Consider the following 15,159-nt stretch of genomic DNA (forward strand, 5'->3'; position numbering starts at 1 on the left):
TGATAAATAACTGATATAAACTAATAGAAAGAGAGAAACAAGGGTTCCATTATTTACTTTATTTCTCCTTTATTTTTCAGTTGACTTCTCTCTGTATTTTGAATAAAATATTTTTTGTGCAATAGGAAAGTGCGTCCTATTGCACAAAAAGCCCTCCGGGCAGGATGCACATGACGCACTTAAGGAAGATGTCACTGTCGTGACAGTGCGTCAGCGCTAGAGTCTGGCGAGCCAGACTCTTTTTCACATTATTTAAAATTTAAATTTCTTTATTGTTTATTATATACAGCTATCGAATTAAAGTATTTTAAAATTCTTACTTTATGGAGTAATTATGAACAGAGACAGTTATTTTGACAACTACAGAGGACTCTTGATCCTTCTGGTAGTAATCGGACATTTTGCAGGTGCATTTATTTATAAAAATCATTTAATGGAATTCCTGGTTATCACGATTTACGGCTTTCATATGCCTGCTTTTGCATTTATATCAGCCTACTTTTCAAAAAAAAACAACTTAGTTAAATTAATCAAGACTTTACTGATACCTTATTTTATTTTCCAGATTATTTATTTTTTGTTCTTGTATTATATAGGCAGGGAAAGTGATTTAGAATTATTACAACCCTATTTCACTTTATGGTTTATGCTTTCCCTGTTCTGCTGGAGATTGATTATTGACAGAATAATTAAAATAAAAGGAATACTAGCAATCTCCTATATAGTGGCAGTGCTGGCCGGATATGTTACTGTAATTGGAGCATTTGGAGCAATCGGCAGAACCATTACATATTTACCGTTTTTTATATTAGGTTATACTTTCAATAAGGAGAAGTTCATGAAATTCGCCGATAGAAAGTATATAAAAATAGGTGCCGGTATTGTGCTTACACTAATATTTGTTATTTTGTATTTTAATAGTGATTACATTGATTTCGACGTTTTAATAATGAAATACTCTTATGTAAAATCTGATTTATTACAATGGGGATGGCTATATCGGTCGTTGGTTTATGTATTTTCAACTGTTCTGATTTATCTGATTGCGGTTGTCATTCCCAGAAATAAACACTGGTTTACCTATCTGGGGCAAAGAACCATGAGTATTTATTTACTTCATGGTCTAATCTATAAATTTATACAATACCGCACAAACTTATATGATACTGTAGATACCGTGATTGAAATGCTTTTCATATTGCTGTTGGCTATTATTCTTACCTTTATTTTGTCATTAAAACCTTTTGATATGTTGATTAGAAAGATATCGTCAGTACCAATTGAAAAATTACTTAGCTGGTATTAAAAGTTAAGGGATTATAATCTCCATAATAGGCAAATGTCTGTTATGGAGGTTTTTTGTTTGTAGTATCAATGAAAATAGAATGTCTCCTTGCAGCTATACAGACCTGGCTGTGTTGCCTATACAGATTTTTCTTATGTCTATTTTGTCCTTACCTTCTTGCCCTTACCATTATCCTTACCCTTATAGAAAAAGGCATCGTATTATTTACTACAAAAATCGTATTAGTTACTACATCTTAAGGCATACAAATCAATTTAATGTTATACTTTTTAAGTTAAAATGAAAAAACTTTAAGAATTAAGACAGGAGGTATTTATTCTGGGTGTTATTTAACAACATTTGCATCTCATGTAAAAAGTATTAATTATTTATTTGAAATATCAGCTGTTATAATAGAATTACACAAATTGGAAATTATATGTTAAAATAAAATTAGCCAAGGCAGCTAAGATGAATAGGGGAAAATAATAATTATACTTTATAGAAAGAGGGATGAGGGGGATGTTCCGTATTGCTATATGTGACGATGAAACTATCATCTGTTCAGAAATTGAACAGATAATATTGGATTACCGTAAAATGTGTTTAGAGGAAATTGAAATGGAAGTATTTACTTCAGGGGAGGAACTGTGCCATTTTATGAAAAATGGGGAAGAGTTTGATTTGATATTCTTAGATATTGAATTAAAAAATATGAACGGTGTTCAAGTCGGAAAAATAATTCGGGAGGGAATGAAAAATGAAACTGTACAAATAGTATATATTTCAGGAAAAGATAATTATTATCTGGAGTTGTTTGAAGTAAGGCCTATGCATTTTATACATAAACCAATTGAACGGGAAAAAATAATTAAGGATATAGAAAAGGCCATGGAGCTTGCGGGACGGCTTAAAAAGTTTTCTCCTACAAACAAGGCCATAATACATATAAGATTGAAATAAAAGATATTTTATATTTTGAAGCTGTAGGCAGGCAGGTTAAAATAATCACAACCAAAACGGATATTAATTTTTATGGAAGTTTGGAAGAAGTATTTCGTGAAGTGGAGAAATATCGTTTTCTCTATATCCATAAATCTTATCTGGTAAATTACTCCCATATCATAGCATTCGGACATAAAGAATTAACCATGTCAAACGGAGTTATTCTTCCAATCAGCCAGCAAAGGCGAAGAGAGGTATTAGAATTGCAGATAAAATATGAGAAAGAAGGCAAATAAAGTGGAGGAGAGAATTTATTATTATGTTTATATCATTATGAATTTATTCCAGACCTATATAATATTCAGGTTTATGGGAGTCTTCTTTGACAGGGAAAAAATCAATAAATACAGGGAAAGGCTGGCTTACATGGGTTATTATCTATGTATTACAACAGTTTATCTTCTTATCACTGTACCTGTGATTACATTGATATGTAATCTGATGGCATTAACCCTGTTGTCATTCAATTATCGTACTGATATAAAAAAGAGAGTTCTGTCCGTATCACTTATTTATCTTGTCTTATTATGTACGGAATCTATTTCACTATTGCTGACAGGTTATATGGAATATTCAATTTTTACCCAAAACAATTATGTTTCCGTTTACGGAACAGTTTGCACCCAGGTATTAACCTATATGACGGTATTGGTCCTTGAGAACTTTAAGAATATTAAAAGAGGGGCGTTATTCCCACAACTTACTGGCTGGCCATATTCCTGATACCATCCTCATCCTTATACATTACAGTTATGCTCTTTTATACCGGCGGATTAAATATCAGGCAGCTGCTTACCTGTATCATTTTATTGCTGTTTATCAATACAGCAACCTTTTATTTATATGATTCCATTGTTATTCGTCTGGAAGAAAAAATGGCAAAAGAAAAGCTGAAGCAGCAGAATCATTATTATGAACAGCAGTTTGAGCTTATGAAAACCGCATTATTAAATACTAAATCCCTCCGCCATGATATGATGAACCACATTTCTATTCTCTATTCTTTATCGGATAATAAAGATAAGTTAAAGGAATATTTATCTGAATTAATGGATGCCAGGGCATTAAATGCAGAGTATGCCTGTTCTGGAAATCTTATAGTTGACAGTATTCTGAATTTTAAACTTCAGGAGGCTGAAAGAAAGGGTATCAGGATGGATTTGGAATTAAACATACCGGAACATTTGGACATAACTTCCTTTGATATGACAGTTATTTTAGGAAATCTTTTAGATAATGCTATAAGTGCCTGTGATAAACTGGATAAAGATGAAAGGAATATAGGAGTGATCATACGGTACGATAAGAGCAGGCTACTGATAGAGATTAAGAACCCGTATGCGGACAGAATAATATATCAGAGGGATCAAATTCAAACCACGAAAGAGGATAAGGAAAACCATGGCATAGGGCTTTTTAATGTAAGGAATACGGTAGAAAAATACCATGGGCTGTTATCATTTGAACATACGGAAAATATTTTTAGTGTTATGGCATTATTGTTTGTTTAGGTGTAGATAGTAACAAGTGGAAAATTTATACTGTTATCAAGATGGTGTAAACTATATTTATTGAAAAGTTCATGTCGGAAATAAATACGAAAAAATACGAAGTATTTGTAGAAAAATATCGTTCACTACAAAAATCGTACTAGTTACTACAACTTGCGGCAAGCAGCCGGTTTTTATGATAGTATTTGATTACCAAAAGATTTTAAGTGAAAGGAGGGAACAGCATTGAAATATATGGAAAGAATAATTGCTGGAATAACTGAAAAGCAGATTATGAACAGTTATATAAGATATGGATAGCTATTATTTTTATTATCCGTTAGCCTGAACTTATTAAATATAACTGAAAGACTGGAAGAAGGCAATACTTTTGGGGATAAAACGGCTGTTAAGAATAAGTTTTATTTGCCTGGTTGTTACATTGGCTTAGATAGGGGTTATTTTGAGCTGTGCCAACGGAACATTATAAATGTCCATAAATCAGTCTTAAATTGATGTATAGAAAGACCGGAAAGATATTGCTCATTAAAATTAAAAACTTTATACATTATTAAAACTGATGATTCTAACATTTAAACTCTCAGTCTGTGTATTCTTTTGTAATATACCGGATTGGGAAGCTCTGATAATCAGGAGGGGAACAAATGAGAAGAAATAAGAAATATTTTATATCATTAGTTGTAATAAGTAGTTTAATTTGTAGCTCTATCATAGTACCATTTAAGGCTTTTGCAGCAAAAGATGAAGTAAATAGGGCAAAACCTTATATTGTAATTTCTGAAGACGGCTCAGGCCATGATGTAGAAACTATTAATATGAATCAACAGGAAGCGGATAAGATGCGACTGGAAGATGATGTATTAGTAGTGGAGGAAGACGGATATGTTTATGGCAGTGAGACGGACAGCTATCCTATAATGGATTCCTATACCAAAGAAGAGCAGGAGAAAAGAGTCTCTATCCAATCGTCGGAAGATTCTGATGCAGAGTGGAATATGCAGGTAATTAAAGCCGACAATATTGATGAATATTTGCAGGAAGAACAACAGCCTGCTTCATTCCTGCCGCAAGCAGTAGTGTCTGGTCCTGCATTAGAGGTAACTACAGGCCCTGCTGTAGAATTGGATACAGATTCCAAAGTAAAAGTAGCAATCATAGATTCCGGAGTAGATTATACGGAAGATGTTGATGTCTATATGAGAAAAAACTTTATACCGGGTGAGGATGAGGTATCCATAATATACGAAGACGGCTGTGGACATGGTACTAGTGTAGCAGGTATCATAGCTGCCAAAGAGAATGATATCGGCATTACGGGTATTAATCCTAATGTGGAATTATACTCTGCCAAAGTCCTGGACCGGAACAATTCGGCACCTGTCAGCCGGGTAGTGGAAGCTATATACTGGGCTATTGATAATGATGTTAATATTATCAATATCAGTTTTGGTACCACCAAGAAATCCGCCGCATTAAAGCAGGCAATCCAGGATGCATATGATGCAGGAATATTAATAATTGCCGCCGCAGGCAATAACGGAACGATAGAATATCCGGCGGCATATGATGAGGTAATCGCTGTTGGAGCGGTGAACAGTAAAGGAGAACGCAGTGAGGGCAGTGCAACCGGTGATGATCTGGAATTAATGGCACCCGGGGAACAGATTTTATCAACCGGAGATTTTGGCGGTATCCTGGTATCCTCAGGTACCAGTATGGCAGCCCCCCATGTTACCGGAGTCGCATCCATTCTGTGGCAGAAAGATTTATCGTGTTCCAGTGATTTTATACGAAAATTATTGGATATCAGTGCTAATCTGTACGGCGATAAGGATGAATATGGATATGGTTTGATTGATTTAGCCTATGCATTGGAACAATACAATGCTTTCAAAGCGGTATATACGGAAGATAAACCACTGGATAATATAGTCCAAGAATCCCAGGAAAATGGTGAACTTCTGAATAATACCAGTGAGGTTATAACCTTTGATGATGTTGATTATGTGGAAGGAAGCTGGGATTCAAAGAGACATAAAGAGTTAGCCGGTGAGGATAGTTATGATTCGCATAAGCCACTATCAGCTGCGGGGTTAAGAGTAGTAAAACTGGGAGCGGTTGCAAATGATGATACTGATTATGGTGTAGATGGTTTTAACGAATTCCCGCAGTTCCATGGTTTTACGAGCAAGCAGGTAGGAAGAGAATATAAATCCAATTATATGGCTTCTTATATTTATTTAACAGATAAAGCGGTTGGACTGTATAACGGCATGGATCAGGTTGATCCGTCATGTTATATCTCAAGTGATGATCAAGATGGTATAGATGACTACCTTACAGAATCCGGACTGAATGGTAATTCATGGAAGACGTTGCTTAAAGGGAATACGGTAAACGACAAAAATAAAGCATTGTTTGTATATGGAATGGCACTGCATTCTGTTACGAATCTTTTTGCCCACAGTACATATGACAAGGATGGGAATTATATTAGTCATGGTTTAGGTGCTGATGATTGGTATAACATATCAAATAGGCATAAATGTGCACAAAAAATGGCAAGTAAGGTGGTAGCACACATCAAAAGATTTGAATCCGGTGATATCTCTGACTTTTATACAGTTGCAGAAGAAGCATATGATAAAAAGAAGCAGGAATTCCATGTTGGCAGGTATAGTGAATATGCTGAGGATATTGATGAAGACTATTATAATGACCATAGTGATGCATTCGATCGGATGAATTTTTACAGGTAACCTGTTATATAAATAACAAGATAAGATATATCCGGGATAAATAAAATAATGAGAGTGTCTAAAGTATATGTTAATTGAAACTTTTAGACACTCTCATAGCCATAAATTTAAATATAAATATTACAGAGTCAAACAAGGAGACTAAAATGAATAAGTTAAAAATGATTGTAAGTATTGTTTTTTCAGTAGTTGTAATACAAATGATAAGTATTCCAACGATTATAAATACTCAGGCAGCCGAACAGACTATCAATGAAAAAGAATTTGTTATTAAAGACGGAGTGCTTGAAAGGTATGCTGGTGAGGGAGGGGACGTGGTCGTACCGGACGGAGTTGTATCTATTGGTAAAAGAGCATTTGAAGAGGATTTTAGTATTGAAGACAGCCAGTGTATAACAAGTATAACCCTATCGGATACCGTTATTTCAATTGAGAAAGAGGCCTTTTATGGCTGTAGAATGCTAAAAAGTGTAAAAATGTCGGACTCTGTTACTAACATTGGAAGTTCGGCATTTGGGGACTGCGAAAACCTGATTGAAATATCGTCCCTGGATGGGGTATCCTCAATCGGTGATTATGCTTTTGCAGGTACACCATGGCTTGCTAAAAAGTGTGAAGAAAATCCGATAGTCATCATTAATGGTAACTTAATCGACGGAAGAGGTTGTAAAGGAGATGTTACTATACCTGATACAGTTACCACTATTGTTGGGTATGCATTTAGTTTTAACAAAGAAATAATCTCAGTAAGTATTCCGGATTCCGTTGAAAGTATTGGGGATGTAGCATTTGCAGACTGTAGAAATTTGGTGACAGTTAAGATGACGGATAGTGTAAAATCAATCGGCGAAGAGGTTTTTGAGAACTGCACTAGTTTAAAAAATATAAGATTATCAAATTCGATAAAGGTGATTAAAAGCTGGACTTTTAAAAATTGTAAAAAACTAGCTAGTATCACGATTCCCTATCCTGTAACTAAAATAGAGGATACAGCTTTCCAGAGTTGTAAAAGTTTAAAATATGTAACAATATCAAATAAAGTGAAAAGTGTTGAATATTATGGTAATAAAGCTTTTTCAGATTGTCCTAATTTAATATTTTACGGACAGGATAAGTCTTATATCCAAACTTATGCCAAGAAAAATAAAATACCTTTTAAGAAGCTTGCGTTAGCTATGACGAAAAAGACATTAAAAACAGGAGAAGCTTATTCGTTAAAAATGAACAGCCGGGCACTATGTTCCTGGAAGTCAGGCAACAAATCAGTTGCAACAGTTGATGCAAATGGAAAAATTACAGCCAAAAAGAAAGGGAAAGCCACCATTACAGCCACTCTTTATGGTAAAAGTTATCAATGTGTTGTGACAGTGAAGTAGATAAAGTTAATGTGATAAAAGTAAGTAACTTAAAAACAGGAAAGATTTGAAATAAGATCTGAAACAGAAAATAAAGATCACTATATTAATCCAGGGCGGATAATACCTATTAAAAAATAGTTAATAAATATGGAAAGGAAAATGTATAATGTATATTACTATAATCTAAATTCATTATACAAGTATTTAATATGAGCAAAAACATAAAATTAAAACTAGCATTAACGGCAGCAGTTATCATGGTCCTGACATTTTCCACATATATGTATGTCACTATGGCAGAGAGTGTCGCGAATGAACAAAAAGAGGATTCATTTTCAAGTTTATTGTCAGATAATAATATTACGGTTATTGGAACCGATGCTGAAATGACACGCTTACAATTTGTAGGGCTTACGAATAGACTAAAAAAAGATAATATTTCTGTAATCTCAAAATATGATAAAATATTGGATGAATCCGAAGATGCTATTGTGTTAACGCCCGAACAGCTGTTAGAGTTGGATTATTATTCAAAATCAGTAGAAGAGCAAAATATATTTCTATCAAAGGCTGCTAATCAGAATGTAGATGTTAGCAGTAAGGATGGTGTGTATTTAATATCATACAATGTTTATGATAAGTAAATTAAAGGAAAGCAGCTTCCAATATCAGGGTCGCTTGAATCTTAAACAGGTAAAACCAAGCCGAAAATTGAGGTGCTTCTTATCAACCTTTATGATATCTAATAAAATAAGCCAAATGTCACTTAATAAATAAATAGACCTATGGAAAACTGTAGTTATCCATAGGCTTATTTTATTTTATCTCTCCTGAATCGGCACATATTCTTTATGTTTTGCAACATTCTTATACGCAGGACGTATGATCTTACTTGCATTAATCAACTCTTCAATACGGTGGGCACTCCATCCGGAGATTCTGGCGATTGCAAAGATCGGAGTATATAATTCCAGTGGAAGATCCAACATGCTGTAAACAAAACCGCTGTAGAAGTCTACGTTGGCACTGACTCCCTTATAGATTTTACGTTCTTTGGCAATCACTTCCGGTGCAAGGTTTTCAACTAAGTTATATAGTTTAAATTCATCATTTCTTCCCTTTTCTTCCGAAAGCTTCTTAACAAAACCCTTAAAGATATTGGCTCTTGGGTCGGAAATAGAATATACGGCATGCCCCATACCATAGATAAGGCCGGCCTTATCAAAGGCTTCTTTATGAAGCAGGGCTGCCAGGTAAGCACGTACTTCATCTTCATCGTCCCAATTTTTAAGGTTCTTTTTCATGTCCTCAAACATTTGGACAACTTTAATGTTGGCGCCGCCGTGTTTTGGTCCTTTTAAGGAACCTAAGGAAGCTGCAACAGAAGAATAGGTATCTGTACCCGTGGAAGTTACCACATGGGTTGTAAAGGTAGAATTATTACCGCCGCCATGTTCTGCATGTAATACTAAAGCTACATCTAAGATTTTGGCTTCCAGAGGAGTATATTTACTGTCCGGCCTTAACAGATGAAGAATCAATTCAGCTGTAGAAAGGTTCGGGTCCGGTGTATGGATATATAAGCTCTGTCCGTCATGATAATGGCGGTATGCCTGGTATCCGTATACGGACAGCAGCGGAAATAAGGAAATCAGCTGGAGGGACTGTCTCATTACATTGGGTATCGTGATATCCTCAGCCATATCATCATAGGAATATAAAGTTAGTACACTTCGCGCCAGTGTATTCATCATATCACGGCTTGGAGCTTTCATAATAATATCACGGACAAAGGATGTAGGTAAGGAGCGGTATTCTCCCAATAATTTTTTAAAATTCTTAAGTTCTTCATTATTTGGCATTTCACCAAATAAAAGAAGATAAGTAGTTTCTTCAAAACCATAACGGTTTTCCTTAATAAATCCATCTACAATCTGTTCAACGTCAATACCACGGTAGAATAATTTGCCTTCACAGGGAACATATTCGGCATCAACGATAATGTGGGAGCGTACTTCAGCAATCTCGGTAAGTCCGGTTAAAACGCCTTTACCGCTTACATCACGTAAACCGCGTTTTACATCATATTTCGTATAAAGAGCAGGATCAATTGCACTATTCTTTGTACACAAATTTGATAAAGCTAATATTTCCGGCGTAATGGTTGAAAAAGTGTTGTTGTTCATAACTACCTCCTGTTTGCTGGCCAAAATTACAACTTAAGGATGAAAAATGCAAAAATATAAATAATCATGTAAGATTCTGCATTTATTTTCATATGTATCACTAATTTTAAAACGAACTATGTAATTATTAAATTAAGTTGTATTTCGGATTTTACTGTATACAAGTATATTGTAGCATAAATATGAAGCAATAACAAGAAAATTTACGTTTGTAACAAATAAACAGAAATTTATATTTATAGATTTAGTATCATACCGTGAACTTATGGAGATTAAATATATCGTAACTTTTAAAATTGTTTAGATATGAATCAGTTTATAATATAATTATTATAATAATACATAGTTTGAAGGTAGTTTAGGATTGCTTTTTTTAAGAAAAGCAATTATGATAGAAATAACTAAGAAATAGTAATCTTAGGGATATATATTAAAAGAGTTTTTGTAAATAATATGGAAGTAAAATTAAAATAGTTTCAATCCATAAACGTATGGATAAAAGGAGGCAGCATGTTATTAGACGATTTCATTTATTTTAAAATAGGAAAGAAAAAGAGTATTGCTTTAATCGCCCATGACGGGAAAAAACAGGAACTGGTTCAGTGGACGGAAAAGAATAAAGAAATATTAAAGAACCATTTTTTATGCGGTACCGGAACTACGGCACGTCTTATTTCCGATCAAACCGGACTTCCTGTAAAAGGATATAACAGTGGTCCATTAGGCGGTGACCAGCAGATCGGTTCCAGAATTGTTGAGGGAAATATTGATTTTGTTATATTTTTCTGGGATCCTTTGGAATCACAGCCTCATGATCCTGACGTAAAAGCGCTGCTTCGTATTGCCGCTGTTTATGATATACCGATTGCAAATAATGAAGCTACGGCTGACTTTTTAATTACCTCCAAATATATGGATGAAGAATATGACAGGAAAGTGGAAAACTTCAATAAAAATATGCTTTCCAGAATTGAAAAATTTTCACAGCCGGAGTAAGACTAAGGCCAGTTAATCAAGTAACAAAGGCGCAGTAAAACAGTGATAATTAATTATAAATAATTTATAAAATTTTCTTATTACAAATTGATTCAGTTGCTATAATCTGCCTTTTATGCTATAATTTCTTTATCTTTACAACATATTTAGCAAACATATGAGATAAAGAAATTAAAATTATGGAGGTTTTTTAGTATGAAGAAATATGAATGTCCTTGTGGTTATGTATATGATCCCGAAGTTGGAGATCCTGAAAACGGAATTGAACCAGGAACAGCATGGGAAGACCTGCCAGATGATTGGACTTGCCCTGTTTGCGGTCTGGATAAAGATGCTTTTACTGAAATCTAACAATACATATAGTAAGAGAGCGTGTACATTTGTACAAGCTCTCTTTTTGAAAAAAAGTGAGAAAGGAACATAGTATGAGTGAAATAAAAGGAACTAAAACAGAAGCAAATCTAAAGGCTGCATTTGCCGGAGAGTCAGAAGCCAGGAATAAATATACTTATTATGCGTCCAAAGCAAAAAAAGAAGGGTATGAACAGATTTCTGAATTATTTTTAGAAACTGCTAATAATGAAAAAGAACATGCAAAAATCTGGTTCAAACTGCTTCATGACGGTATGCCGGATACTCAGGCTAATTTACTGGATGCAGCTGCCGGAGAACATTATGAATGGACTGACATGTATGCTAATTTCGCAAAAGAAGCAAGAGAAGAAGGGTTTGACCGTATCGCGTATCTTTTTGAAGCTGTTGCTAAGATAGAAAAAGAGCATGAGGAAAGATACCGCAAGTTATTATCTAATCTGGAAGAAGACCTGGTATTTTCAAAAGACGGAGATACCGTATGGCAGTGCAGTAACTGCGGTCATATCCATATAGGGAAAAAAGCTCCGGAGAAATGTCCGGTTTGTGACCATCCCCAGGCTTATTTCAGGGTTTTGGCTAAAAATTATTAAGTTTAACCTTGATTCATCAGCTGGATCAAGGTTACTGTTCACGGAACTGCTGCCTTTGCAGGGGAGTGAACAGTAACGGATTAAGAACTTCAGAGGATATATAAGAATCATGTGTTGTAATTAATTAAGATAATGATATAATAAATTATGATACTCATTTGTCAGGAGGGATGATATGCTGTCAGGAGATGATTTGAAATATATACCTCAGGTGTTAACTTTTTGGGATAAACTTAATGAAAGACAGAAAAATTCTATCATAAACAATATAAATCCGGTGCATTATGAGAAAGGAAGCCGTATTCACAGCGGTGAAAATGACTGTATCGGTGTAATATTAATTAAGAAAGGTGAACTGCGGATTTATATCTTATCGGAGGAAGGAAAAGAAGTAACGCTTTACCGTTTAAGAGATAATGAGATTTGTGTTCTGTCGGCCTCCTGTATATTGGACAATATTACATTTGATGTCCATGTGGATGCGGAAGTTGACAGTGATGTATTACTTATTGATTCTTACTATTACCAGCAACTGTGCAGGCAGAATATTTATGCAGAAAATTTTACGGATAAACTTGTAATTGATTCTTTTTCCGAGGTAATGTGGGCAATGGAACAGATATTATTTATGAGTTTTGATAAACGTCTGGCAATCTTTTTATTTGACGAGATAACCAGAAACCAAACCGATGTAATAGAACTTACCCATGAACAGATTGCAAAATACATTGGAAGTGCAAGAGAAGTGGTGTCCCGTATGTTAAAATATTTTGCCCGGGAAGGAATAGTGGAGCTTTCCAGAGGCGGAGTAAAAGTAATTGATAAGAAAAAGTTAAAACAACTGATTTTATAAATAACTATTTGAACTTTCCAATCAGATAAATAAAACGCGGATAAAATTTGCCATAGAGCAGTTTTTATCCGCGTTTTGCCTTATGTGGTATCGTTAAATTATTTTAATAAATTTAAAATATTTTGTTTAGGTTGTACACCGATAGCCGTATTATGAACTTTCCCGTCTTTGATTACCAACAGAGTCGGTATGGACATGATTCTAAATTTCTGAGCAAGTTCTCCTTCTTCATCAACATTCACTTTACCCACTTTTATATCGGAAACTTCATCTGCAATCTCATCCACGATGGGAGAAACCATTTTACAGGGTCCGCACCAGGAAGCCCAGAAATCAAGCAAAACCGGTTTGTCGGAATTAATTACTTCTGAATCAAAATTATCTTTTGTTATGGTAAGTATACTCATAATGTCATCTCCTTTGTATTATTGATAACTGTATCATAGAATGATTTCACGGTATTTTCCGTGATTTAGTTACTAAGATATTGCACTGTTAAAAAGTTCTTCTATTACTTTTTTATTGGGTACGCCCTCATGCACTTTTTCTGACTCCAAATAATAGGTGGGAACGTAATAATAGTCATAAGAATCGGCAACTTCCGGCTCCAGTTCCTCGTCAATAATCTGAATCTTCAAATCTTTAAATCTAGGATTCTCTTTCATAAGTTCATCCATGATTTTATGGGCTTTTTTGCAGTAGGGGCACCAGCTTGTCTCAAACATAATAATTGTTTTCATAGAATGCTTCCCTTCTTTCGTCTTTTAATTACTATATCATTCTTTTTTTGTCCTGTAAATATGTTATAGTCTATTATACTTTCCTTAATTTTTCATTTGATTCCAAAAAACGAAATCAGAATTATAGATACAAAGTGGCGGAGAACATTTTTTATAATACTGTTGACTAAGTATTTAATTAAAGCTAAAATGGTGTTAATAATATAACAAGGAGGTTTTTACTATGCAGGTAACGAATATTGCGGATGGAATATATCAACTTTCCATTAATGTAGAAAATATATTGTTTGAAGGTTTCTGGGAAATCCCAAACGGAGTATCTCTGAATTCATATATTATCAAAGGTGAAAAAACTGCTATTGTAGATGGTGTTTGCGGTTGGGATGGTGTGCCGGATACTCTGTTTGCTTTAATTGAACAGTTAAATATAGCGCCGGAATCCATAGAATATCTTATCGTTAACCATATGGAACCGGATCACTCAGGATGGATTGAAGCTTTTAAGAAAATAAATCCGGACTGTAAAATCGTCTGCAGTAAAAAAGCAAAGGATTTATTAAATGCGTTCTTCGGTATAACGGAAAATATTACGGTAGTCGGTGATAATGATACGCTGGATTTAGGAAACGGACATATATTAAACTTCGTTGAAATACCAAATGTACATTGGCCGGATACCATTGCTGAATTAGATACCCTGACAGGAACTTTATTTTCCTGTGACGCATTTGGTTCCTTTGGTAAGGTAACCTCTTCCGTTTATGCTGATATGTTAACAGAAGAAGAACTTGCCTTGTATGAAAATGAAACAGTGCGATATTATTCCAATGTCATTGCTTTTTTCTCCATGCAGGTTAAAAAAGCAGTAACCAAATGTCAGACTTTGCCTGTTAAAATGATTGCCCCCGGACACGGACTTATTTATAGAAATCCAAATGAAATCATGGATGCTTATTCAAACTATGCAGATTATCAAAAAGGACCTGCCAGAGAGGAGATAACCCTGATCTGGGGATCCATGTATGGAATGACTGAAAATGCCGTTAACTATGTAATAGATCAGCTTCAAAAGGAAGATATTCTTGTGCATGTGCATCAGGTACCAAACGATTCCTGGGGTACCGTACTTGCTTCTGCATGGACCTCAACGGGTATTATTTTAGCAATGCCGACTTATGAATTTAAAATGTATCCTCCCATGGCTTCAGTTTTAGAAGAATTAGGCAAGAAAAAAGTGAACGGACGGAAAGCGTTTCGTTTCGGTTCCTATGGATGGTCCGGCGGTGCACAGAAAGAACTGGATGAAATAATGACAAGACTTAACATGGGCTGGGAATTCATAGAGCCTGTAGAGTTTATGGGTAATCCAAGGACAGAAGATTTAGACCGTATCGGTGAGCAGGTTAAAAAACTGGTAGAAGAAGTGAAAGCTGCTGTCCGCGGTTAATTATTTTTATTTTAATATTTATAATTTAATTATATACATGATAACTCTTTGCCT

The 15,159-nt window shown here is 34.7% G+C and carries 16 protein-coding genes; 13 read left to right on the forward strand and 3 right to left on the reverse strand.

Annotated elements, in window-relative coordinates; genetic code table 11:
* Positions 1-334 precede the first annotated feature (334 nt).
* The 8 genes from RBU59_RS20295 (at position 335) to RBU59_RS20330 (ending at position 8,562) form a co-directional block, all read left to right on the forward strand.
* A complete protein-coding gene (locus tag RBU59_RS20295; RefSeq protein ID WP_308144300.1) occupies positions 335-1,306 on the forward strand; it encodes an acyltransferase family protein in 972 nt (323 codons plus the stop codon).
* A gap of 501 nt (positions 1,307-1,807) precedes the next feature.
* Positions 1,808-2,248: a LytR/AlgR family response regulator transcription factor gene (locus tag RBU59_RS20300; RefSeq protein WP_308144301.1), complete on the forward strand. Its 441-nt coding sequence runs from the start codon at positions 1,808-1,810 to the stop codon at positions 2,246-2,248.
* A gap of 5 nt (positions 2,249-2,253) precedes the next feature.
* The gene (locus tag RBU59_RS20305) at positions 2,254-2,526 is read left to right on the forward strand and encodes a LytTR family DNA-binding domain-containing protein (RefSeq protein ID WP_308148613.1); all 273 of its coding nucleotides are present in this window, start codon (positions 2,254-2,256) and stop codon (positions 2,524-2,526) included.
* Positions 2,507-3,013 (forward strand): hypothetical protein, encoded by a 507-nt coding sequence (locus RBU59_RS20310; protein ID WP_308144302.1) that lies wholly within the window; start codon positions 2,507-2,509, stop codon positions 3,011-3,013. The genes RBU59_RS20305 and RBU59_RS20310 overlap by 20 nt, the downstream gene beginning before the upstream one ends.
* 152 nt (positions 3,014-3,165) lie before the next feature.
* Positions 3,166-3,801 carry a sensor histidine kinase gene (locus RBU59_RS20315; protein ID WP_308144303.1) on the forward strand — a complete coding sequence of 212 codons (636 nt, stop codon included), beginning with the start codon at positions 3,166-3,168 and terminating at the stop codon, positions 3,799-3,801.
* A gap of 644 nt (positions 3,802-4,445) precedes the next feature.
* A complete protein-coding gene (locus tag RBU59_RS20320) occupies positions 4,446-6,560 on the forward strand; it encodes a S8 family peptidase (RefSeq protein ID WP_308144304.1) in 2,115 nt (704 codons plus the stop codon).
* Positions 6,561-6,706: 146 nt separating this feature from the next.
* Complete coding sequence (locus tag RBU59_RS20325) at positions 6,707-7,936, forward strand: leucine-rich repeat protein (protein ID WP_308144305.1); 1,230 nt, start codon at positions 6,707-6,709, stop codon at positions 7,934-7,936.
* Positions 7,937-8,127: 191 nt separating this feature from the next.
* Positions 8,128-8,562 carry a hypothetical protein gene (locus RBU59_RS20330; protein ID WP_308144306.1) on the forward strand — a complete coding sequence of 145 codons (435 nt, stop codon included), beginning with the start codon at positions 8,128-8,130 and terminating at the stop codon, positions 8,560-8,562.
* A 177-nt stretch (positions 8,563-8,739) separates the two neighbouring features.
* On the opposite strand, the gene RBU59_RS20335 is transcribed toward RBU59_RS20330, so the two are convergent.
* Positions 8,740-10,104 (reverse strand): citrate/2-methylcitrate synthase, encoded by a 1,365-nt coding sequence (locus tag RBU59_RS20335; RefSeq protein WP_308144307.1) that lies wholly within the window; start codon positions 10,102-10,104, stop codon positions 8,740-8,742.
* 510 nt (positions 10,105-10,614) lie between these two features.
* Here RBU59_RS20335 and RBU59_RS20340 point away from each other — a divergent pair.
* The 4 genes from RBU59_RS20340 (at position 10,615) to RBU59_RS20355 (ending at position 12,918) form a co-directional block, all read left to right on the forward strand.
* The gene (locus RBU59_RS20340; protein WP_308144308.1) at positions 10,615-11,100 is read left to right on the forward strand and encodes a methylglyoxal synthase; all 486 of its coding nucleotides are present in this window, start codon (positions 10,615-10,617) and stop codon (positions 11,098-11,100) included.
* A 195-nt stretch (positions 11,101-11,295) separates the two neighbouring features.
* Entirely contained in the window at positions 11,296-11,451 is a 156-nt protein-coding gene (gene rd / locus RBU59_RS20345) for a rubredoxin (protein ID WP_308144309.1), read from the forward strand.
* Positions 11,452-11,525: 74 nt separating this feature from the next.
* Complete coding sequence (gene rbr / locus RBU59_RS20350; RefSeq protein WP_308144310.1) at positions 11,526-12,065, forward strand: rubrerythrin; 540 nt, start codon at positions 11,526-11,528, stop codon at positions 12,063-12,065.
* Positions 12,066-12,240: 175 nt separating this feature from the next.
* Positions 12,241-12,918: a Crp/Fnr family transcriptional regulator gene (locus RBU59_RS20355; RefSeq protein WP_308144311.1), complete on the forward strand. Its 678-nt coding sequence runs from the start codon at positions 12,241-12,243 to the stop codon at positions 12,916-12,918.
* A gap of 98 nt (positions 12,919-13,016) precedes the next feature.
* On the opposite strand, the gene trxA is transcribed toward RBU59_RS20355, so the two are convergent.
* Together trxA and RBU59_RS20365 are read right to left on the reverse strand one after the other, a co-directional pair.
* The gene (trxA, locus tag RBU59_RS20360; RefSeq protein WP_308144312.1) at positions 13,017-13,325 is read right to left on the reverse strand and encodes a thioredoxin; all 309 of its coding nucleotides are present in this window, start codon (positions 13,323-13,325) and stop codon (positions 13,017-13,019) included.
* A gap of 72 nt (positions 13,326-13,397) precedes the next feature.
* Positions 13,398-13,658, reverse strand: coding sequence for a thioredoxin family protein (locus RBU59_RS20365; protein ID WP_308144313.1), 261 nt, complete (start codon positions 13,656-13,658; stop codon positions 13,398-13,400).
* Positions 13,659-13,881: 223 nt separating this feature from the next.
* Between RBU59_RS20365 and RBU59_RS20370 the strand changes: the two genes are divergently transcribed.
* Positions 13,882-15,105, forward strand: a complete 1,224-nt coding sequence (locus RBU59_RS20370; protein ID WP_308144314.1) for an FprA family A-type flavoprotein — start codon at positions 13,882-13,884, stop codon at positions 15,103-15,105.
* The last annotated feature ends 54 nt before the right edge of the window (positions 15,106-15,159 follow it).

It is taken from the genome of Anaerocolumna sp. MB42-C2 (assembly GCF_030913705.1).
GTDB lineage: Bacteria > Bacillota > Clostridia > Lachnospirales > Lachnospiraceae > Anaerocolumna.

What these genes read in the sequence shown, in the direction of transcription:
- RBU59_RS20295 (WP_308144300.1), top strand. Translation starts at nt 335, where the DNA reads ATGAACAGAGACAGTTATTTTGACAACTACAGAGGACTCTTGATCCTT.
- RBU59_RS20300 (WP_308144301.1), top strand. Translation starts at nt 1,808, where the DNA reads ATGTTCCGTATTGCTATATGTGACGATGAAACTATCATCTGTTCAGAA.
- RBU59_RS20310 (WP_308144302.1), top strand. Translation starts at nt 2,507, where the DNA reads ATGAGAAAGAAGGCAAATAAAGTGGAGGAGAGAATTTATTATTATGTT.
- RBU59_RS20315 (WP_308144303.1), top strand. Translation starts at nt 3,166, where the DNA reads ATGGCAAAAGAAAAGCTGAAGCAGCAGAATCATTATTATGAACAGCAG.
- RBU59_RS20320 (WP_308144304.1), top strand. Translation starts at nt 4,446, where the DNA reads ATGAGAAGAAATAAGAAATATTTTATATCATTAGTTGTAATAAGTAGT.
- RBU59_RS20325 (WP_308144305.1), top strand. Translation starts at nt 6,707, where the DNA reads ATGAATAAGTTAAAAATGATTGTAAGTATTGTTTTTTCAGTAGTTGTA.
- RBU59_RS20330 (WP_308144306.1), top strand. Translation starts at nt 8,128, where the DNA reads ATGAGCAAAAACATAAAATTAAAACTAGCATTAACGGCAGCAGTTATC.
- RBU59_RS20335 (WP_308144307.1), bottom strand. Translation starts at nt 10,104, where the DNA reads ATGAACAACAACACTTTTTCAACCATTACGCCGGAAATATTAGCTTTA.
- RBU59_RS20340 (WP_308144308.1), top strand. Translation starts at nt 10,615, where the DNA reads ATGTTATTAGACGATTTCATTTATTTTAAAATAGGAAAGAAAAAGAGT.
- rd (WP_308144309.1), top strand. Translation starts at nt 11,296, where the DNA reads ATGAAGAAATATGAATGTCCTTGTGGTTATGTATATGATCCCGAAGTT.
- rbr (WP_308144310.1), top strand. Translation starts at nt 11,526, where the DNA reads ATGAGTGAAATAAAAGGAACTAAAACAGAAGCAAATCTAAAGGCTGCA.
- RBU59_RS20355 (WP_308144311.1), top strand. Translation starts at nt 12,241, where the DNA reads ATGCTGTCAGGAGATGATTTGAAATATATACCTCAGGTGTTAACTTTT.
- trxA (WP_308144312.1), bottom strand. Translation starts at nt 13,325, where the DNA reads ATGAGTATACTTACCATAACAAAAGATAATTTTGATTCAGAAGTAATT.
- RBU59_RS20365 (WP_308144313.1), bottom strand. Translation starts at nt 13,658, where the DNA reads ATGAAAACAATTATTATGTTTGAGACAAGCTGGTGCCCCTACTGCAAA.
- RBU59_RS20370 (WP_308144314.1), top strand. Translation starts at nt 13,882, where the DNA reads ATGCAGGTAACGAATATTGCGGATGGAATATATCAACTTTCCATTAAT.